Source organism: uncultured Hymenobacter sp., assembly GCF_964243305.1.
GTDB lineage: Bacteria > Bacteroidota > Bacteroidia > Cytophagales > Hymenobacteraceae > Hymenobacter.
On sequence record NZ_CAXTEF010000005.1, the window covers coordinates 90,593 to 110,249 of the forward strand.

Genomic DNA, 19,657 nt, shown 5'->3' on the forward strand with positions numbered 1-19,657 from the left:
GGGGGTAGGAGCTACGGCGATGCGCTAACTTGCCGCGCATTCAGGCCGACGCATCAGCTCGCGCGGTCTGGTTGAATTCCGCGCACCATCTCACTATCTCACCATCTCACCGCATGTCCCACCACCTGCTCGCCGGCAAAGTCGGCATTATCTCCGGCGCCCTCAACGACAAGTCCATTGCCTGGAAAGTGGCCCAGCGCGCCCACGCCGAGGGCGCCCGCTTCGTGCTGACCAACGCGCCGCTGGCCATGCGCATGGGCGAAATCAACCGGCTCAGCGAGGAGTGCGGCGCGCCGATTATTCCGGCCGATGCCACGTCGGTCGAGGAGCTGGAAAAGCTGTTTGCGGGGGCGCAGGAGCAGCTGGGCGGCAAGCTGGATTTCGTGCTGCACTCCATCGGCATGAGCCCCAACATCCGCAAGGGCAAGCACTATGGCGAGCTGAACTACCAGTGGTTCCAGCAGACGCTGGACATTTCGGCGCTCTCATTTCATAAGATGCTGGCCGTGGCCGAAAAGCAGGACGCCCTGAATGAGTGGGCCAGCGTCGTGGCCCTGAGCTACATCGCCGCCCAGCGCGCCTTTCTGGACTACACCGACATGACCCAGGCCAAAGCCATGCTCGAAAGCATCGCCCGCAGCTACGGGCAGCGCCTGGGCAAGCTCAAGAAGGTGCGGGTGAACACGATTTCGCAGTCGCCAACCAAGACCACGGCCGGTACCGGCATCGGCGGCTTCGACGCGTTCTATGAGTTTGCCAACCAGATGTCGCCGCTCGGCAACGCGCCCGCCGAAGCCTGCGCCGACTACTGCATCAGCCTGTTCTCGGACCTGACGCGGTACGTGACCATGCAGAACCTGATGCACGACGGCGGCTTCAGCACCACGGGCATCTCGGCCGAAGTCGTGGAGATGATGACCAAGGCACTGGAGGTGAAGAGCGAGTAGCTGTTTTGTCCTGGTTGCCGGAAAATAAAAGCCTGGTCCGGTTTGGACCGGGCTTTTGCATCAGCTTACCTGCCATCGACAATTGCTTAGTGCCAAATCAGGTGGTGGCCGTGGGCAGGCGCCAGCCCCCGTTCGCTACTACCGCAACCTGAACCACATCGTCGACAGCAAGGGGGGTAGGGAAATCTGTTCGGACTCGGATGATGCTTTCGGGCAGCTTTACGGCCAGTTCACAATAGCTGCCGAAAAACCGCACCGCCCGCACCGTGCCAGCCACGCCGCCGCTCCCGGCCGGCCCCAGCCGAAACTCTTCCGGCCGCACCAGCTGCACTTCGCCGGCGGGCAGGGGGGTAGGGCTGGGCACCAGCATCTCAGGATTAACACCTTGCACGAGGCTGTAATCGCCAAACAAACCGGCCGCGTACTCGCTCACCGGCTGCCGGTAAATCTGCGCGGGCGGGCCTTGCTGCACCAGCTGGCCGCGGTGCAGCACCAGGATGTCGTCGGCCCAGGCTAGCAGGTCGGGGCCATCGTGCGAAACCAGCAGGCAGGTGATGCCCAGTTGCTCACTTAGCTCCTCAATGATGGTTTGCAGTACGCGCTTGTGGGGCCGGTCGAGGTTGGAGAACGGCTCATCCAGCAGCAAGAGCTTGGGCGCGCCGAGCAGCAAGCGCGCCAGGGCCACGCGCTGCTGCTCGCCGCCGGAAAGCTGGTCGGTGCGGCGGGCCAGCAAGTGGCTGATGTGGCACAGCTCGTAAAGCGTTTGGGCCTCCGCCTCAGAGCGCTTGCTGGCGTAGCGCAACACCTGCTCGACGCGCAGCGAGCGCGGCAAATCCGACTTTTGCGACAGGTACGCCACGCCCGGATGGCCCGGCACCAAGGTTTCGTGGGGGCCGCGCACCCGCTCGCCGCCGATGCGCACCTCGCCGGTGCTGGGCTGAGTAAGGCCGGCAATGATTTGCAGCAAGGTGCTTTTGCCGGCGCCGCTCTCGCCGGCCAGGGCCAGCTTCTGCCCTTGGCGCTGCGCGAAGCTGAGCGGCTGCAACGCGGCGTGGCCGTTTTCGAGCAGGCTGACGCCCGATACCGTGAGCAAATCCATGCCGGCTTACTTGAGCTAAAGAAAATTCCTACCCCAGCTTTTCCTTGAACAGCCGCAGCGTGCGCTCCCAAGCCAGCTTAGCCGCCTCCGCGTTGTAGCGGGCGGGCGAGGAGTCATTGTTGAAAGCGTGGTTCACGCCCTCGTACACGTACTGCTCAAACTTGATGTTGTTGGCTTTAAGAGCGGCTTCGTAGGCCGCCAGGCCGGCATTTACCCGCTCATCGAGGCCGGCGTAGTGCAGCATCAGGGCCGCCTTGATTTTAGGCACGTCTTCGGCCGGGGGCTGGGTGCCGTAGTAGGAGACGGCCGCGTTCAGCTTGGGGTCGGCCACGGCGAGGCGGTTGGCCATCGCGCCGCCCCAGCAGAAGCCCACGCAGCCGGTGCGGCCGTTGGCGTCGGGGCGGGCGCGCAGGTAATCGAGGGCGCGCAGGTAGTTGTTGAGGTTTTTGGCCGGGTCGAGCTGCCCGATGAGTTTGCGGCCCTCGTCTTCATCGGTGGGCGTGCCGCCGAACACCGACAGCGCATCGACGCCCAGCGCCAGGTAGCCGGCCTGCGCCACGCGCCGCGTTACGTCCTTGATGTGGGGCGTCAGGCCCCGGTTTTCGTGAATCACCACCACCGCGCCGCGCTTCTGGCGGCCCTTCGGATGCACCAGGTAGCCACGCACGGCCGCGCCGTCGCCAATCCAAGTCACCTCTTCACTCACCAAGTCGTCGGCGTCGGGCGCCACGGTAGCAGCAGCCGCGTAGCCCGGCTCCAGCACGGCCAGCGCGGCGGCGGCCAGGGCGGTGCCGCCGGCCAGCCTCACGAGCTGCTCCATGAACTCCTTGCGGCTGAGCGGCTTGTGGGTGTATTCGTCGAAGAGGTTGATAATGCGCTGGTCCATGAGATGGGAGGGGGGTAGGGAGGTAGGGTGCAGGGCTGGCCCCCGCCCGGCTTTCACGCCGTGTGGTTACTAACGTATGACAATTATCGTTCTGACGCCGGGCGGGGGCAAGCCCCGCACCCTACTCTTCCCGGTGCGCCGTAGCCGGACTGAACGCCGGCACGCACACCGACCAGTACTCGCACTCCTGGTCGAACGGATTGGAATAGCGCACCCGTGCGCCGGCCCGAATCAGCAGCGACTCGCCGGCACCCAGCTCGACTGTTTCGCCGTCAATCTCGAAGCGCTTGCGCCCGCGGATGACGATAGTAATTTCATCGAACTCCGGCCGCTGGTGCGGCTCGCTCCAGGCCGGCGGCGCCACCATATGGGCTACGCTGTACTCATTAGTACCGGTGGTGGCCAGGCCGAGGTGCTCCTCAATCAGCTTGCCATCGGTGGTGGGCACCCGGAACGGTGCTTGCTGGCGGAAGTAGTTTTTCTCGCTCGTCATGGGTCCGACAATCAGATTAGATTTCAAACCCGAAAAAAGCGGGTCCGGGCCGGTGAAAGTACTACGCCATAGGGGAAATGAGGTAGCGTTTTGAATTTATTGCCCCCCGTGCCAACCTCAGCCGCAGGTGTGCGTATGAGAAAGCCAAAACAGGCGTTAGCAGCCGGCTTTCGGCGCAGTGCCCGCCGCGTTGCTGGTCGCCTACCCTTCATTTCTTATTACTCTTCACCATGTCGTACTACAAAGAAGACAATTCGGGCAAGATTCTCCTCGCTGCTCTCGCTGGCGCCGGCGCCGGTATCATCGCCGGAATGCTAATAGCTCCCGATAAAGGCTCTGCTACCCTTGAAAGCTGGAAAGGCGCTGCTACCAAGTACAGCGGCTCGCTTGGCGAGCAGGCCTCCAAGCTCGGTGCCGACCTCGAAGCTAAATTTAAAGAGTACGCCGGCAAGCTCGAGGACATGGGCCTCACCGGCGCCGGCAGCAGCCTCAACATGAAAGGCGACTGGAACACCATCAAAGGCAAGCTCAAGCAGGAGTATGCTCACCTCACCGACGAAGACCTGGAGTATGCTGATGGCAAGGGTGACGAGCTAGTAGGCCGCCTGCAAGACAAGCTTGGCAAAGGCAAGTCAGACATTACCAAGATGCTGAACGATATGTAGTTGCTTTGGCTTAGGCCACGAAAACCACTAAAGACCCCGTACCAGCTGGTGCGGGGTCTTTGTTTTTAACTCCTTTGCCCCAAACACCAGGCCCGCATTTGCGTACCCTGCAACTCACCTCTCCTTTAACACCTTCCTTGTTATGTCTAACACCAACGGAAAAGTTATTCTCTCGCTGCTGGCCGGCGCCACGGCCGGCGTCGTCGCCGGTTTGCTTTTAGCTCCTGAAACTGGCGAAGCAACCCGCGGCAACTTAAAAAATGCTGCCACTGATTTTGGCGATGACCTCGGCAAGTTCCTTCAGGATACGCTCAGCAAATTTGGCGGTGCTACCACCGGCAGCGGCCCCAACGGCGAAGCCGCCGTGAGCGAAGACCGCGCCGCAGCCGACAACCTGTTCAACTCGATGAGCGACTCCAACGCCAGCGCCGTCGGCGCGCAGGGCGACAATGCCACCACGGCCGGCCTTTAGGCAGACGTTGTCAATCCAAGATTTGGCTCTGAAAGTCAACAACTTAGCTGGTATCCGCCCTGATTTAGCCGAAAAGCCGCTGCCGCCGCGTAACCCGCAATCAGGTCTTGCGTTAAAGATCTCACAAGCCGCTTGAAAGAAGACCGAACGGCGTTGGAAGTAAAATTGCCGACCGTAGGAGCTTCTGCTGGAGATGGTTAAACAACTTCAGGAGTAAAATCAGACGAGTTCATCGCAAGCTTCTGCCAAAGGCCCCGGTTCGAAGGGTAGGCGGTTTGTAAAAGAAAGGCCCGACGCTGTCACAGCGCCGGGCCTTTCCGTTAAATCTGTGGTCCTTCAGGACGCATCTGCGGGAAAAACAGCACATCCTGGATGGAGTGCGAGTTGGTCATAATCATGCTCAGGCGGTCGATGCCGATGCCCAGACCCGCCGTGGGCGGCATTCCGTATTCGAGGGCGCGTAGGAAGTCGTCGTCCAGCACCATCGCTTCAGTGTCGCCGCGGCGGCCCAACTCCAGCTGCTCCTCGAAGCGCTGGCGCTGGTCGATGGGGTCGTTCAGCTCGGAGAAGGCGTTGCAGATTTCCTTGCCGTTGCAGATGGCCTCGAACCGCTCGACTAAGCCAGGCTGGTCGCGGTGCTTCTTGGCCAGCGGCGACATTTCCACAGGGTAGTCGGTGATGAAGGTGGGCTGGATGAGCTTGGGCTCGACGTGCTCACCGAAAATCTCATCGATGATTTTGGCCTTGCCCATGCTAGGCTCCAGGTGCACGTGCAGCTTCTGCGCCGCCTCGCGCAGGCCAGCCTCGTCGAGGTCGGCGATGTGGACGCCGGTGTATTTCGCTATGGCCTCGAACATGGTGTAGCGCTGCCAGGGCCGCTGGAAGTTGATGACGTTGTTGCCCACTTGCACTTCGGTTTGGCCGTGTAGGGCCAGCGCTACGGTTTCCACCATCTCCTCTACCAAATCCATCATCCAGGCGTAGTCCTTGTAGGCCACGTACAGCTCCATCTGGGTGAACTCCGGGTTATGGAACCGGCTCATGCCCTCGTTGCGGAAGTCCTTGCTGAACTCGTACACGCCGTCGAAGCCGCCAACGATAAGGCGCTTGAGGTACAGCTCGTTGGCAATGCGCAGATATAGCGTCATGTCCAGCGTGTTGTGGAAGGTCTTGAAAGGCCGCGCCGCCGCGCCGCCGTAGAGCGGCTGCAAGATGGGCGTTTCGACTTCCAGGTAGCCTTTGTCGTTCAAATAGTTGCGCATACTCTGCACCAGCTGGCTGCGCTTGATGAACGTGTCGCGCACCGCCGGATTGACCACCATATCAACGTAGCGCATCCGGTAGCGCTGCTCGGGGTCAGTGAAGGCGTCGTAGGTAATTTTCTCGCCCGTGGCCTCATCCAGCTTTTCCTTCACCACCGGCAGCGGGCGCAACGCCTTGCTTAGCAGCTTCAATTCGGTGACGTGAATGGACGTTTCACCCACCTGCGTCTTGAACACGCGGCCCTTCACGCCGATAAAGTCGCCCAGGTCGAGCAGCTTCTTAAACACCGTGTTGTACAGTTCTTTGTCCTCGCCGGGGCAGATTTCGTCGCGGTTCACGTAGAGCTGAATGCGGCCCGTGGTGTCCATCAGCTCGGCAAAGGAGGCCTTGCCCATCACGCGCTGCGACATCAGGCGCCCGGCCAGGCTCACCTCCTGGAAGTTGTTTAGCTCCGGGTGGTAGTTGTCCAGGATTTCCTGACTGTAGAACGTGACCTCGAATAATTCGGAGGGGTAGGGATTGATGCCCAGCTTGTGCAGCTCATCGAGCTTGTGGCGACGCTGCTGTTCTTGGTCGGTTAGGTGATGGACCACAGATTTAACGGATTTTAACGGATTAAACGGATTAGTTGGGGGCCCGCGCTCAGAAGTAAGCGCGCTGGCGTTGGCGGACGCCGAACCGGAATTACTCGCGGAGCAGACTGGTAAACAGAAATTGTAAACAATTGCTGCGCAAAAGTAGGCCATGAAAAAAGCCGCCCCGAAATGAGAGCGGCTTTTTGTCATCTATAAAATTCAACTAATCCATTTAATCCGTGATTTAGGCAGCCAGGCGGTACACGGGCGCTTCGGCCAGAGCGGGCGCGGCGGGGGGGGTAGGGGCCAGCACCGGCTCGACGCGGGTGCGCAGGCGCTCCTGCACGAAGCCGCCCTGCAAGTGAGCGGGCAGCTCGGCCACCAACTGCCGGTAGCGCTCCACACCCAGCGCCTTGGCGATGTAGGTCTCGTGGATACCGTTGAGGTAGCTCACGATGTTGAGCAGCGAGGAGTGGAAGAGGCGGAAATCAATGTCAGCCTCCACGTAGCGCTCAATCTCGCGGCTGCTCTGCGAGATGCGCAGGCGGCCGAGCAAATCGAAGATAGTGGTATAGCCCAGGCGCCAGGTAATCTGTTGCCAGTGCGCGGCGGTCCACTTGTCCAGCGGCTTGCCGGTTTTCTGGCTGCGAATGGCCGTGTTGGGGTTGGCCTGCACCTGCGCGCGGGTCCACTGCGCTTTCATGCGGCGGGTGGTGCGCAGCATCTGTCCAATCTGAGCTTGCGCGTCAATCTCCTTGGAGGCAATGTGCAGCCCGGCCTTGTAGCCGGCCAGCGGCAGGCGGTGAATGCTGAAGTCGCCGTAGGCGCCGGCCGCGTAGAACGAGACCGGACGGGGGTAAGCGTTTTTCACCACCAGCCGGCCCACCTCGCGGCGGATGAGCGAGCTATTGTTGCTGCGCACGCCGGTCGTGTACAGAAACGCCTGCAAGCCCGACAGAATGGTATGATAGGCTTGCGGGAACGTCCAGTGCAGCGCGTTGCGCAGGAAGTTGTCGTCGCCCAGCTCGGCCGTGGCGCGCAGGGCGTACTCGGTGCTCCAGCAGGTGTGCAGTAGCTTGGTCACGGCCGCCACGTCAGTGTCGGTTAGCTCAGCCTGGTGCGCCCGGAAAAAGGGCAGGTGCTGCAAGCCGCTCAACTGGTCGTCGTTTTCTTGAATGTGATAGTTGATAGCAAAGAAGTAGTTTAGGAAGACCTGCGCCGGGATGGACTTGCGCCACGTCTCGTCGGCTACTTTTTGCTGCTCTACGTCGGCAGTCAGCGGCTCAGGAGCCTCGACCTGCGGAATGAGCGGAATGATGCGGGTTTCCTGGTTCGTCGTCATGCCAGATAAACGTTAGAAAGGCTGGTTTTAGTTGCTTGTTTGCTAATAAAGTAAGGGGTAGTCGCTAAAAATATTGGTCTGATAGACAGCTGTTTATGTGCGAATAAAGAAAACGAGGCAGCTGTAAATATTTAGTCTATTTACTAAAGAATTTGGTTGGCTGAAATCGGGATTTATGGCGCTTACAGCGTTCCTTTACTTAGAAGCTGCGCTTGCCTGTTGCCAGTAATTTAACCGTAGTTTTCTAGCCGATTCCCTACCCCCCTGAAACAAAAACAGCTCCCCATTTGGGGAGCTGTTTTTAGGGCCTGACTTTTCAAGAGCAGTCAGGCAAGGTTATTTGAGTTGGTCTTCAATCACGGCGACAGCCTCGCCCACAGTAATGTCCTTTTTCAGGGTGCGGGTGAAGCGGAAAGCGCGATTCACCTGCGTTGTGTCGCCCCCTTTGGCGCGCACATCAGCCGCGAGAGGCGAAAAGGCCAGCGGCAAAGTGGTTTTCTGAGCGGCCTCGTACTTATCAGCTTCGACCTTGGCTTCGGCCTGCTCGGTGCGGTAGGTCGTCAGCTTCAGCGACTGCACAGTGTCGTCCTTGCGCTTTTTCATGCGCTGTGCGATGCCGTCGAGCACTTGGAAGCTGGCGCTGGCTGCTACCCGAGTCCGACTGGCGGCGCGCAGCTTGTCGAAGTTCGGCGAGGCATCCCAGGGCCGGTAGCGGGCCGGGGCAATTTCATCCCATTTCAGGGGGTAGTCCGATTCCTTTTCGCCCTGCTCCAGGTAGCTGTAGGCATCGGGCAGAATAATATCTGGCACTACTCCCTTGAACTGCGTCGAACCGCCATTGACCCGGTAAAACTTCTGGGTCGTGAGCTTGAGCGCGCCAAAGGGCTTGAGCGCGTTCAGCTCGGCCGGCAAGGCATCGTCGAGGTTGATGACGCGTTGCACCGTGCCCTTGCCGTAGGTGCTGGCGGAGCCCATCACGACGCCGCGCTTGTAGTCCTGAATGGCCGCAGCCAGAATCTCCGAGGCTGAGGCGCTGTACTTGTTCACCAAGACCACCAGCGGCCCGCTGAACTGCACCCGCGGGTCGCGGTCGTTCATCACCTGCGTCTGGCCCTGGCCGGAGCGTACCTGTACCATCGGGCCACTTTCCATAAACAAGCCCGCCATCTCTACGGCATCGGTCAGCGAGCCGCCGCCGTTGTTGCGCAAGTCGAATACAATGCCTTTCGCGCCTTCGGCTTGCAGCTTGGCCAGCTCTTTCTTCACGTCTTCGGCCGAGCTGCGGCCACCGTCGTCGTTGAAGTCAGCGTAGAAGCCGGGTAAGCGCAGGTAACCAATTTTCTGCCCCTTATCGGTGATGATGGACGATTGGGCGAATTTTTCCTCGACCACTACCACATCGCGGATAATGGGAATAATCTTGGTTGTACCATCGGGCTTGCGCACCGTCAGGCGCACCTCCGTGCCCTTTTTACCTTTAATGAGCGTCACAGCTTTGGCCGTCCGCCAGCCTTCAATGCTCACCGGCTCAGCCGCGCCCTGCGCCACGCGCAGCAGCGCGTCGCCTTTGCCCAACTGCCCCTGCCGCGCCGAAGCGGAGCCGGGAATAATATCTTCCACGTAAATCAAGTTATCCTTCTCGCGCAGCGTAGCCCCGATGCCTTCGAAACGGCCGGTCAGCTCGTAATCGAAGTCGTCCTTCATCTTGGGCGCGAAATATTCGGTGTGGGGGTCATAAGTGTTGGCGATGGTGTTAGCGTACGAGGCTATCCACCCGTTGGCATCCACATCCATCATATCTTCAAACTGCTCGTCCCAGTACTTGAGCACGCGCTTGCGGGCTTCAATCTCCATCTGAGCAGAAGTGCGGATAGGCTCTACCTCAGTAGGAGCGGCGCTGTTGGCTGGCGCCGGCACCCTCATAATCGGAGACGGAGACGCGCTGTTTGGGGCCGTAGCAGGCATTTTGAGGGTTGGCTTGGCAATGGCGGCAACAGGCTTGCTGGTCCGCTTTTCCTGCGCGTCCATCATCTCCGATACGCGCGTCAGAGTCTGATACTTCAGCAGCTTGCGCCACTGCTCGCGCTGAACCGTCTTGTCGGTGGGGAAGATGGCCTTGTCGAAGTCGGTCTCGAAGGTTTCTTCAGTCGTGAAATCGAAAGGCTGAGCCAGCAATTCCCGGTAAAGGGCCTGCGCATCCTTGGTGCGCTGCACGATGAGGCTGCGCGAAAGGTCGGCAAACTCATGGGTGTGGGCCTTCACTTGGTCATCAATCGAGGTTTGGTAGCGGCGCAACTGTTCGATGTCAGATTGCAGCAGAAACTTCTTGCTCTGGTCTAGTCGCTTGATGGTCAGATCGAACACCCGCTTGGAGAAGGCGTCGTCGATGCGCTCGGGCTGGTAGTGCGCCGCGCTCAGCCCCTGCATAATAGTGGAAATGAGAATCTCGTCTTTTGAGGGGCCGGCCGCATCGCTGCGCTTGTAGAGCCGGTAGGAGGCCAAACCGAAAATAGCCACCACCAGAAAGGCGTACAGGCTGAGCTTCAAACGGGGTGCTGACATTAGAATAATGGCTTAAAAGCGGAAAGTCAAATGTAGGGGCCGGGCCGCAAAGGCCGAATCGCCCGGTTTCACTATGTACGCAGCAAACGCGGCGGCGGACTAAATAAGTGCCCGCTAAAAACCAAGTGCTCAGGGCAGGGTTCAGGTTGGCAAAATCCGACCTGGCCTTGGCTGCGCAGCGGGGGGTAGGGATGCCGGAATTGCCAGTGAGTGAGAGATAATAACGACGCTACAACCCACAAAAAAGCCTCTCCCGGCTGGGAGAGGCTTTCAACTGCAACAAAGCTGGAAGCTTAGTAGCGGTGTACTTTGTCGGCGTTGCTGGCGCGGAACTGCTCGTCGAAATAACGAGCGTCCTCAGCGTTGCGGGGCTTCACGCCCATCACGATGCCGCCATTTTTGATGCCTTGTTCGTATTCGGCAGCGTGCTCCTCCGGGATGCCCGAGCCTACCAGGGCGCCTACCAGACCACCCGTGAGACCACCAGCACCAGCACCGGCCAGCGCAGCGGCTAGCGGACCAGCGATAATCAGGCCCAGGCCGGGCAGCGCGACCGACGTGCCGATGGCGGCGATGGCGCCAATGACAGCACCAGCCGTACCACCGATGGCCGAGCCTACGCCCGCGCCTTCCATAGCCTTGTCGCCCAGCTCAGTGTCGGGAGCGTTGTCGCCGAAGTGCGTTTTACGGGTTTCGTCCGACATGAGCAGGTTCACGTCATCTTTGCTATAGCCACGCTGGTGCAAGGCGCTGTAAGCACGCTCGGCGCTGTTGCGGTCCTTGAACACCGCGCTCGTGGTGCTGCCTTCGCGATAGTCTGAGTCCGAGAAGGTGTTGCTTACAGCCTGACCTGCGTCGCGGGCAGTATTCTGCACGGCATCAATGCCGCGGCCTACCACGGCGCCAGCAGTGCCGCCCAGAGCAGCACCTTTCTGAGTAGCGCTGAAATCATCGGGAGCGCCGGTGTTGCCAGTGCTATTGTTTACATTCACACCAGTGCCGGCGTTGTAGCTGGTGCCTTCGTTGCTCAGGCCCGAGCTGTTGCCCATGCCAGTGCCGGTGTTAGCAGAGCCGTAGTTGGCGCCGGAGCCCGTGCCGGTGTTCTGGGGATTGTTCGAATCGTTGGTGTTCATGACCTGGTGTTGAGAAGGTGAAAAAGAAAAGAAGGGAAACTCAGCTATTGCTACCCTGATGGGCAACTGAGCGACTTAACGGGGCAAGTGCGGCTGAGGTTACGCCCCAGCGGTTGAGCTTACCAGTTTATTTCCTGCCCTTCTTCTGCCTAAAACCTGAACACCAACCAGCCGCCAGCGGCTTTGGGAGGCTGATTCGACTACCGGACGCTACTCGCCACCGCCCCCAAACTGCCGAAAATTCTGCTCATCGAGCCAGAACGTGCGGCAGTCCCGAATCAGGGTTTTTAAAAACTCCTCCTGCCCCTTGAGCGCGCGCCACTCGCCCAGGCCCAGCTTTTCGCAGAGTTTGTAGAAGTTGTCGCCCTGGCCTTTGCTGCCCTGCACCTTCACCAGGCTGCTGAGTAGGGGCCGGCCGGCGGCGAACTCAGCCTGGGAGATTTCGGCCAGCATCTCGTTGAGGCGCGACTTTTCGTGTGAAATCTCCAGATTCAGGCCTAGTTCGGCTTCCTGCACCAGCGTGAGGTAGCTCACGGTGCCGGGCTGCTGGCGGGCGTAGCGAATCAGATAGCTGCGAATACGGCCAATCATGGCAGGGAAAAGTGGTGAGCGTAATATTTCGGACCGGAAAAGTACCGAAAATTGACCGGGCTCAGCATATTTCAGGCCAAGGGTTTGGCAGGTTTGGCAAAAAGCAGGGGGGTAGGGATTGCACAGCGGAAGCAAACTGGCCCTGTTGCGTCATCCCTACCCCCCTTGCTTTTTGCCAAACTTGATCAGCGCCGACCCTGGCGCCGCCGGATTTCGCGCCGGATGAGCAGAAACTCGCGGCTGCTCTGGCCGGCGATGGCCGTGTTTTCGTCGGCGCGGCGCAGCAGGTAGGGCATCACGGCCTCGACGGGGCCATAGGGCACGTACTTGGCAGTGTTATAGCCGGCGTGGGCCAGGTTGTAGCTCAGGTTGTCGCTCATGCCGTAGAGCTGGGCAAACCAGATGCGCGGGTCCTGGGGGGCGAGGCCGTGCTGCTGCATCAGCTCGGTGAGGTGCAGCGAGCTGGCTTCGTTGTGGGTGCCGGCGCAGGTGCTGATGCGGTCGACGTGCCCGACGCAGTAGCGCAGCGACTCGTTATAAAGGTCGTCGGTGGCCTGTTTAGTAGGGTTGATAGGATTCTGGTGGCCGCGCTGCTGGGCTACGCGGCTTTCCTTTTCCATGTAGGCGCCGCGTACCAGCTTCACGCCGAGGTAGTAATTTCCCCGCGCTGCCTCGCGGTGGGCGGCTTGCAGCGCCTCCAGACGGTCGTGGCGGTAGAGCTGGTAGGTGTTCCAGACGATGGCCGACTCGCGGTTGTACCTGGCCATCATCTGGTAGGCCAGCTCATCGATAGTGTGCTGAAACCAGCTTTCCTCGGCATCGACGAACACGCGCACGCTGTGCTGGTGGGCGCGGGCGCAGATGGCATCGAGCCGGGCTACGGCGCGCTCGTGCCGGGCCACCTCATCCAAGGTCAGGTGCTGGCCGGCTTGCAGCTTTTCCAGGATTTTCACGTCGGCCAGGCCCGTTACTTTGAACACGGAAAAGGGAATGTGCCGGGACTGGCGCGCCTCTTCGATGGTGGCCAGAATCTCGTCGCGGGTGCGGTTGAAGCTGCGGTCGTGGCCCTCGCCCTCCACCGAGTAGTCGAGGATGGTGCCCACGTTATACTTGCCCAGCTCCTCAACCACTGCCCGGCATTCGGCAATGGTTTCGCCGCCGCAAAATTGGGCGAAGATGGAATTCTTAATCAGAAACTTGGTGCCCGGCAGGCCCCATTTCAGGGCCGACTTCATGAGCCCGCCGCCGGCCTTGACGAGGCCGCCGCTGTTCATGGTCGCGAACAGGGCGTACATGCGGCGCAAATCGGCGTCCGACTTGGAGGCAAACGCCACTTTGGTGTCGTCGAAAGAGACTGGGGCGGCAGTAGCGGGAGCGGGGGGCGGCAGGGGCGACATGAGCGGACTTAAAGGGAATCGGGGTGGGAGAGGGGGTAGGGAATTAACGAAAAGCGGCGCATTTTCAGCGAGGCTAAGGTAGCCGGTAAACCCCGTTTTCGCGGGCCGGGTTACCTTCGGGAGTTTAATTTCCTACCCCCCTGCCCGCCGCCCAACCCATGACTACCACCGCTACTCCGGACACGTATTTCACCCGCCGCCTGGCCGTCAAAAGCGCGCCGCTCCTCATCGCCGGCCCGTGCTCGGCCGAAACGGAGGCGCAGGTGCTGGCCACGGCCCGCGGCCTGCGGGCGCTGGGCAAGATAGACCTGTTTCGGGCCGGCGTGTGGAAGCCCCGCACCCGGCCCGGCGCGTTCGAGGGGGTAGGGACCGCCGCCTTGCCCTGGCTGCAACAAGTGAAGGCCGAAACCGGCCTGCCCGTCACCATCGAGGTGGCTACGCCGCGTCACGTCGAAGACGCGCTGAAAGCGGGCATCGACGTGTTCTGGATTGGGGCCCGCACCACCGTCAACCCCTTCGCGGTGCAGGAGCTGGCCGACGCGCTGGCCGGCACCGGTGTGCCGGTGATGGTAAAAAACCCGGTCAACCCCGACGTGGCCCTGTGGGCCGGCGCCCTGGAGCGGCTGGAGCGGGCCGGCCTGCGCGATTTGGCGGCCGTGCACCGCGGCTTCAGCACGTTTGCGCCCAGCAAGTACCGCAACGCGCCCACCTGGATGCTGCCGATTGAGCTGAAGACGCGGTTTCCGCACGTGCCGCTCTTCTGCGACCCCAGCCACATCGGCGGCCGGCGCGACTTGCTGTTGCCCATCGCCCAGAAAGCGCTGGACCTGGACTACGACGGCCTGATGCTGGAAACCCACCCCGACCCCGACCGCGCCCTGAGCGACGCCGAGCAGCAGGTGACCCCTGCGCGGCTGGGCGAAATCCTACAAGAATTAAAGTACCGCTACCGCTCGTCCGACAATGCCGACTACCTCAACAAAGCCGAGGAGCTGCGCCAGAAAATGGACGTCGCCGACCGCGAAATTGTGGAAGCGTTGGCTCGCCGCATGGCGCTGGTCGAGGAGCTGGCCGAGTATAAAAAGGAAAACAACGTCAAGATTTTGCAGCTCGACCGCTGGAAGGAAATCTTCCACACCCGCCCGGAGTGGGCCGAGAAGCTGCACGTCAACGAGACGTTCGTGGCCGAGCTGTACAAGCTCATTCACATCGAGAGCATCCGCAAGCAAACCGAGGTGCTGAACGGCCGCCCCGTGGACGGCATTCAGCACCTCGGGCCGGGCCTATAATCCGCCGGACGTTGAGGAAGGCAGGCGCCGGTATGTGTTAAAGGGAGCGTCGCACTCTTTGCCAAAGTCCAGCGTCAATTCATTATCAGTCAGCGTGATTCTGGCATTGATTAATTCAGGCGACGGGTTTAGCGAATACGTAAGTTTAGTGACCGGGTATTCTGTGGTGCCGCCGCAGAACGTGCCCATGCCGGCCGCATAAGTACCTTGTCTGGTCAGTTGGCCGTTCTCATAGAAGGAAAAGCTGGTGTCCGTAAACGTCACAGCTTGATTAGGTAGCGGCTCCGGGCAGAAGCACACGCGGCTGGTAAGCTGCCAGGTGCCGGCCAGGCCAGTTGCAGAATCAGTGTCTTCCTTGCAGCCCGTCAGGCCCAGGCCGAGCAGCAGATATAAAAGGGAGGATTTCATGGGATAGGCAGGATAGGCAGAAAAATGTGTGATTGTCGTTCGCGGCGATGACCTTTGCGGGCCGCACAAGGTTGCGCGGGCGCCAACAATTCCGCTGCCGCTGCTTGTGCTGCTCCGGTCCCTACCCCCCTCTAGCTACCCGAACCTTGGATACTGACGTCACCATCGGCCCCAACGCGCTGCCCGCCCTGGCCGCGCTGCTGCGGCAGCCAGCCATCAGCCGGGTGTTTGTGCTGGCCGACACCCACACGGCCACCCTTTGCTACCCGCGCCTGCGGCCTCATTTGCCGGAAAATCATCACCTGATAGAAATAGAAGCCGGCGAGGAATTCAAAACCCTGCGCACCTGCGACAGCACCGTCTGGTGCCAGCTTACCGAGCAGCGGGCCGACCGCTACGCCGTGCTGGTTAACCTGGGCGGAGGCGTCGTCACGGATTTGGGGGGCTTCTGCGCCGCTATTTATAAGCGTGGCCTGCGCTTCATGCAGGTGCCGACCACGCTGCTGGCCCAGGTCGATGCGGCCGTGGGCGGCAAAACCGGTATTGACTTTCAGGGCTTCAAAAATCAACTCGGCGTGTTTCAGACGCCGGCCGGTGTGTTCATCGAGCCGCGGTTTCTGGAAACGCTGGACGTGCGGCAGCTTAAATCTGGCTACGCCGAAGTCATCAAGCACAACCTGGTGGCCGACGCCGACGCCTTTCACGAGCAGCGCCGCACGGGCATCGTGGTCGACGACTGGACGCCGACCATTGCCCACGCCGTGGCCCTCAAGCAGCGCATCGTGGCCCAGGACCCTTACGAAACTGGCCCGCGCAAGCTGCTCAACTTCGGCCACACCGTGGGCCACGCGCTGGAAAGCTACCTGCTGACCCAGCCCGGCCGCGAAATCCTGCACGGCGAGGCCGTGGCGGCGGGCCTGATTTGTGAAAGCTGGCTTTCAGTGCAGCGCGGCCTGCTCAGCGAAGCAGAGCTGGATAAGATTGAAACTTTCGTGTTTTCAGTGTTTGATAAAGTTAGTTTCGTACTGATGGAAATGGACATCATCGCCGAATATGCCACGCAGGACAAGAAAAACGCCGGCGGCACCATCAACTGTACGCTGCTGCAAGGCATCGGCAATGGCGTCTTCGACCAAGCCGTGACCGTGGGGGACATCAGCGCCGCGCTGCGGTACTATCATCGGCTGTGAGCGGGTCGTTCGACCGTTTTTAGCCCGCAGAGGGCGCAGAAGAAAAGCGCAGAGGGCGCAGAACGTTCTAATTGACTATGATGCACTTATCCTGGCCTGGCGGGCCTTTGCGGGGCACGGCGCAGCTGCCGGCTTCCAAAAGTGAAAGCAACCGCGCGCTGATTTTGCATGCGCTGGCCGGCGGCGGGCAACTCGACAACCTATCCGACGCCAACGACACGCAGCTCATGCGCCGGCTGCTGGCCGCCGCGCCCACAACGCAAGTGCTTGACGCCGAAGATGCCGGCACCGTGATGCGCTTCCTGACCGCCTACTTGGCCGTAACCGGCTGGCAGGGCCGCCTGACCGGCACCGCGCGGGCACAGCAGCGGCCCATCGGCGTGCTGGTCGACGCGCTGCGGCAGTTGGGGGCTTTAGTTGAGTATGAGGGGGTAGGGGGCTTTCCGCCGCTGCGCTTCGGGGGCTTTGAGCCCGCCGCCGCTGAAACGCCCGAAGTAGCCGTGCGCGGCGATATCAGCAGCCAGTACATCTCGGCCCTGCTGCTGGTGGGCGCCCGCTTGCCGCGCGGCTTGCGCCTGCGCCTGACCGGCACCGTCGGCTCGCGGCCCTACATCGGGATGACGCTGGCGCTGCTACGGCAGTTCGGCGTTGCAGTGGCGGAAGCCGAAGCCAGCAGCTTGCTGACCGTAACGCCGGGCACGTATCAGTCGGCCAACTACACGATTGAAGCCGACTGGTCGGCGGCCAGCTACTGGTACGCGATGGTCGCCCTGGCGGCGCCGGCCGCCGAACTCGTTTTACCCGGCCTGCGCCGCCACTCCTGGCAGGGCGACCAGGCCATTGTGGAGCTGATGACGTATTTCGGCGTCGCCACAACGTATCTGGCGCAAGGTGTGCGGCTAACGCAAGTGCCCGCCGCGCCGCTGCCCGCCGCGCCGCTCGACTTCACGCATTGCCCCGACCTGGCCCAGACCATCGCCGTGGTAGCTGCGGCCCGGCAAGTGCCCGCGCGGCTGACGGGCCTTGAAAGCCTGCGCATCAAGGAAACCGACCGCATCGCGGCCCTGCAAACCGAGCTGGCTAAGTTTGGCGCCGACCTAGTGGAGCAGGCTGGTGGCGTGTTTGCCGTGCAGCCGGCTACGCGGCCCGTGCAGGCCCAAACCGTCGCCACCTACCACGACCACCGCATGGCGATGGCCTTCGCGCCGCTGGCCCTACGCGGCCCGCTCCAAATCGAGGTGCCCGACGTGGTGCGCAAATCCTACCCCCAGTTCTGGCACGAGCTGCGCCAGGTCGGCTTCAGCGCAGCGTTCTGAAATAAGCCGCCGACTGCCGCAGCCGGCTGCCGTACCAGCTGAACAATTCACCATCCACAATGTCAATGCGCGCGGCCGGGCAGATAGCCTGAAACTCGGCCACATGCTTTTCGGCGAAAGGATAAGGCTCCGAGGAAAGCAGAATGCGCGCGGGAGCTGCCGCCGCCAGCTCCGCCGCCGTGATTTCGGGGTAGCGTCCGCGGCTGGCAAACACGTTGGCGAAGCCCGCCCGGCGGAGCATGTCGTCGATAAAGGTGCCGCCGGCCGCTACCATGTAGGGCTGCCGCCAGATGAAATAGGCTGCCGGGAGGGGGGTAGGCGGCGGAGCCAGCGCCGCAAACGCGGCGGCCGTCTCGGCCGCCAGCATTTCCGCCGCTTCCCGGCGGCTGGTGATAACCCCTACCCCCCTCATCATGCGCAAGGCCTCATTCAGTGTGGCAATATCGCTGAGCCAGACCGGGTAGCTGGCGGCTAGCTGCTCAATTCCGGCCTGGTGATTTTCCTCCTTATTGCCAATAATTAAATCCGGTTTCAACTCCGCTATTCTCTCGAAATTAAAATTCTTGGTACCCCCCATTATGGCTGCTTTTTGCCGCGCCTCAGCCGGGTGAATACAGAATTTGGTTACGCCAACTACTTTTTCAGCCAAACCCAAATCAAATAACAACTCGGTTTGCGAAGGCACCAGCGATACAATACGCTGCGGCGGGAAGGGGACTACTACTCGCCGGCCCAGTTGGTCCACAACAGTAAGCGGGCGTTGCAAAGGCTTATAACTCATAGGCTATAAATCAGAAAACGCCGGTGATGCCGGCGTTTTCTGAACAAGATATAAGTTGAATTACGAGAAATACCGGAAATCGTGGCCATCCTCAATGCGCAGCAGCGTCTCATATATCAGCCGCGTCACCGCTTCCACATCATCCTGATGCACAGTCTCCACGGTGGTGTGCATGTATTTGAGGGGTAGGGAAATCAGCGCCGAGGCCACGCCCGCGCCGGAATACGCGAATGCGTCCGTATCAGTGCCCGTCGCGCGGGTAGCGGAGGCCCGCTGAAACAGTATTTCCTTTTCCTGCGCCGTTTTAATAATTAAGTCGCGCAAATTATTTTGCACCGCCGGACCGTAGGTAATTACCGGGCCTTTGCCGCAGAAAATATCGCCGCTTATTTTCTTTTCGTACATCGGCGACTGCGTGTCGTGGGTCACGTCCGTAATTATCGCCACGTCGGGACTAATGCGGTGCGCCACCATTTCCGCGCCGCGCAACCCGATTTCCTCCTGCACCGCATTCACAATATAGAGCCCAAAAGGCAGCGTGTTGCCGTTCTCCCTGAGCAGTCGCGCCACCTCGGCAATCATGAAGCCGCCAACCCGATTGTCCAGCGCCCGGCCCACGTAAAACTTATCATTGAGCACCGTAAACTCGTCCTCAAACGTGACCACGGAGCCCACGTACACGCCCATCTCCTCCACCTCCTCCGCGCTGCTCGCGCCGCAGTCCAAAAATACGGTTTCAATGGTGGGCGCCTTGTCCTGCTCCACCTTGCGCACGTGAATGGCGGGCCAGCCAAATACGGCTTTTACTATCCCTTTCTCGCCGAAGATATTTACCCGCTTGCTCGGCGCCACTAAGGGGTCAGAGCCGCCGTTTTTGCGCAGGTAGATGTAGCCTTCTTTGGTGATATAATTAACGAAATAAGAGATTTCGTCGGCGTGCGCTTCGATTACGACTTTATATTTCGCGTCGGGATTAATTACGCCCACGACCGTGCCGTAAGTATCCACAAAATACGTGTCGATGTAGGGCCTGATGTAGTCCAGCCACAGTTTCTGGCCTTCTTTCTCGAAGCCAGTGGGCGAAGGATTGTTGAGATATTTCTGGAGAAATTCAAAAGATTCGGGGCGCATGATTCTTGTAAGATTTAACGCGAAGTCAAAGAGAAGTTAAAAATAAGTTTAGCGAAGTCAAAGTTTGGAAGTCGCCTGTTTTGCGAAACTTCTTCTTAATTTCTTTTTAACTTCGCG

The 19,657-nt window shown here is 60.5% G+C and carries 18 protein-coding genes; 6 read left to right on the plus strand and 12 right to left on the minus strand.

Features of this window, described 5'->3' with window-relative positions:
* The first annotated feature begins 113 nt into the window (after positions 1–113).
* Positions 114–947, plus strand: a complete 834-nt coding sequence (locus tag ACFE70_RS05065; RefSeq protein ID WP_375416635.1) for an enoyl-ACP reductase — start codon at positions 114–116, stop codon at positions 945–947.
* Positions 948–1,044: 97 nt separating this feature from the next.
* Here the strand turns inward: ACFE70_RS05065 and ACFE70_RS05070 are convergent, their stop codons facing one another.
* The 3 genes from ACFE70_RS05070 to ACFE70_RS05080 form a co-directional block, all read right to left on the minus strand.
* Positions 1,045–2,046 carry an ABC transporter ATP-binding protein gene (locus tag ACFE70_RS05070; RefSeq protein ID WP_375416636.1) on the minus strand — a complete coding sequence of 334 codons (1,002 nt, stop codon included), beginning with the start codon at positions 2,044–2,046 and terminating at the stop codon, positions 1,045–1,047.
* 28 nt (positions 2,047–2,074) lie between these two features.
* Positions 2,075–2,932 (minus strand): dienelactone hydrolase family protein, encoded by an 858-nt coding sequence (locus ACFE70_RS05075; protein WP_375416637.1) that lies wholly within the window; start codon positions 2,930–2,932, stop codon positions 2,075–2,077.
* Between the two features lie 121 nt (positions 2,933–3,053).
* Positions 3,054–3,425 (minus strand): cupin domain-containing protein, encoded by a 372-nt coding sequence (locus ACFE70_RS05080; protein WP_375416638.1) that lies wholly within the window; start codon positions 3,423–3,425, stop codon positions 3,054–3,056.
* 230 nt (positions 3,426–3,655) lie between these two features.
* Here ACFE70_RS05080 and ACFE70_RS05085 point away from each other — a divergent pair, with 230 nt between their 5' ends.
* Both ACFE70_RS05085 and ACFE70_RS05090 read left to right on the plus strand, forming a co-directional pair.
* Positions 3,656–4,090, plus strand: coding sequence for a CsbD family protein (locus tag ACFE70_RS05085; protein WP_375416639.1), 435 nt, complete (start codon positions 3,656–3,658; stop codon positions 4,088–4,090).
* 142 nt (positions 4,091–4,232) lie between these two features.
* Positions 4,233–4,562 (plus strand): YtxH domain-containing protein, encoded by a 330-nt coding sequence (locus ACFE70_RS05090; protein ID WP_375416640.1) that lies wholly within the window; start codon positions 4,233–4,235, stop codon positions 4,560–4,562.
* A 320-nt stretch (positions 4,563–4,882) separates the two neighbouring features.
* On the opposite strand, the gene lysS is transcribed toward ACFE70_RS05090, so the two are convergent.
* The 6 genes from lysS to ACFE70_RS05120 form a co-directional block, all read right to left on the minus strand.
* Positions 4,883–6,418 (minus strand): lysine--tRNA ligase, encoded by a 1,536-nt coding sequence (gene lysS / locus ACFE70_RS05095; RefSeq protein ID WP_375416641.1) that lies wholly within the window; start codon positions 6,416–6,418, stop codon positions 4,883–4,885.
* Positions 6,419–6,644: 226 nt separating this feature from the next.
* Entirely contained in the window at positions 6,645–7,742 is a 1,098-nt protein-coding gene (locus ACFE70_RS05100) for a hypothetical protein (RefSeq protein ID WP_375416642.1), read from the minus strand.
* A 336-nt stretch (positions 7,743–8,078) separates the two neighbouring features.
* Positions 8,079–10,304 carry a carboxy terminal-processing peptidase gene (locus ACFE70_RS05105; RefSeq protein ID WP_375416643.1) on the minus strand — a complete coding sequence of 742 codons (2,226 nt, stop codon included), beginning with the start codon at positions 10,302–10,304 and terminating at the stop codon, positions 8,079–8,081.
* Positions 10,305–10,597: 293 nt separating this feature from the next.
* The gene (locus ACFE70_RS05110; protein WP_375416644.1) at positions 10,598–11,437 is read right to left on the minus strand and encodes a hypothetical protein; all 840 of its coding nucleotides are present in this window, start codon (positions 11,435–11,437) and stop codon (positions 10,598–10,600) included.
* 210 nt (positions 11,438–11,647) lie between these two features.
* Entirely contained in the window at positions 11,648–12,028 is a 381-nt protein-coding gene (locus ACFE70_RS05115) for a hypothetical protein (RefSeq protein ID WP_375416645.1), read from the minus strand.
* Positions 12,029–12,213: 185 nt separating this feature from the next.
* Positions 12,214–13,425 carry a proline dehydrogenase family protein gene (locus ACFE70_RS05120; RefSeq protein WP_375416646.1) on the minus strand — a complete coding sequence of 404 codons (1,212 nt, stop codon included), beginning with the start codon at positions 13,423–13,425 and terminating at the stop codon, positions 12,214–12,216.
* 158 nt (positions 13,426–13,583) lie between these two features.
* Between ACFE70_RS05120 and ACFE70_RS05125 the strand changes: the two genes are divergently transcribed.
* On the plus strand, positions 13,584–14,714 hold the full coding sequence (locus ACFE70_RS05125) for a chorismate mutase (protein WP_375416647.1): 1,131 nt from the start codon (positions 13,584–13,586) through the stop codon (positions 14,712–14,714).
* On the opposite strand, the gene ACFE70_RS05130 is transcribed toward ACFE70_RS05125, so the two are convergent.
* A complete protein-coding gene (locus tag ACFE70_RS05130) occupies positions 14,709–15,122 on the minus strand; it encodes a hypothetical protein (protein WP_375416648.1) in 414 nt (137 codons plus the stop codon). The two genes, ACFE70_RS05125 and ACFE70_RS05130, sit on opposite strands and share 6 nt — an antisense overlap.
* 146 nt (positions 15,123–15,268) lie before the next feature.
* On the opposite strand from ACFE70_RS05130, the gene aroB reads away from it, so the two are divergent.
* Entirely contained in the window at positions 15,269–16,312 is a 1,044-nt protein-coding gene (gene aroB / locus ACFE70_RS05135) for a 3-dehydroquinate synthase (RefSeq protein ID WP_375416649.1), read from the plus strand.
* 77 nt (positions 16,313–16,389) lie between these two features.
* Positions 16,390–17,628: a 3-phosphoshikimate 1-carboxyvinyltransferase gene (locus ACFE70_RS05140; protein WP_375416650.1), complete on the plus strand. Its 1,239-nt coding sequence runs from the start codon at positions 16,390–16,392 to the stop codon at positions 17,626–17,628.
* Here the strand turns inward: ACFE70_RS05140 and ACFE70_RS05145 are convergent.
* The gene (locus ACFE70_RS05145) at positions 17,612–18,409 is read right to left on the minus strand and encodes a helical backbone metal receptor (RefSeq protein WP_375416651.1); all 798 of its coding nucleotides are present in this window, start codon (positions 18,407–18,409) and stop codon (positions 17,612–17,614) included. The genes ACFE70_RS05140 and ACFE70_RS05145 overlap by 17 nt on opposite strands.
* Positions 18,410–18,469: 60 nt before the next feature.
* Complete coding sequence (locus ACFE70_RS05150) at positions 18,470–19,540, minus strand: M42 family metallopeptidase (RefSeq protein ID WP_375416652.1); 1,071 nt, start codon at positions 19,538–19,540, stop codon at positions 18,470–18,472.
* Positions 19,541–19,657 lie beyond the last annotated feature (117 nt).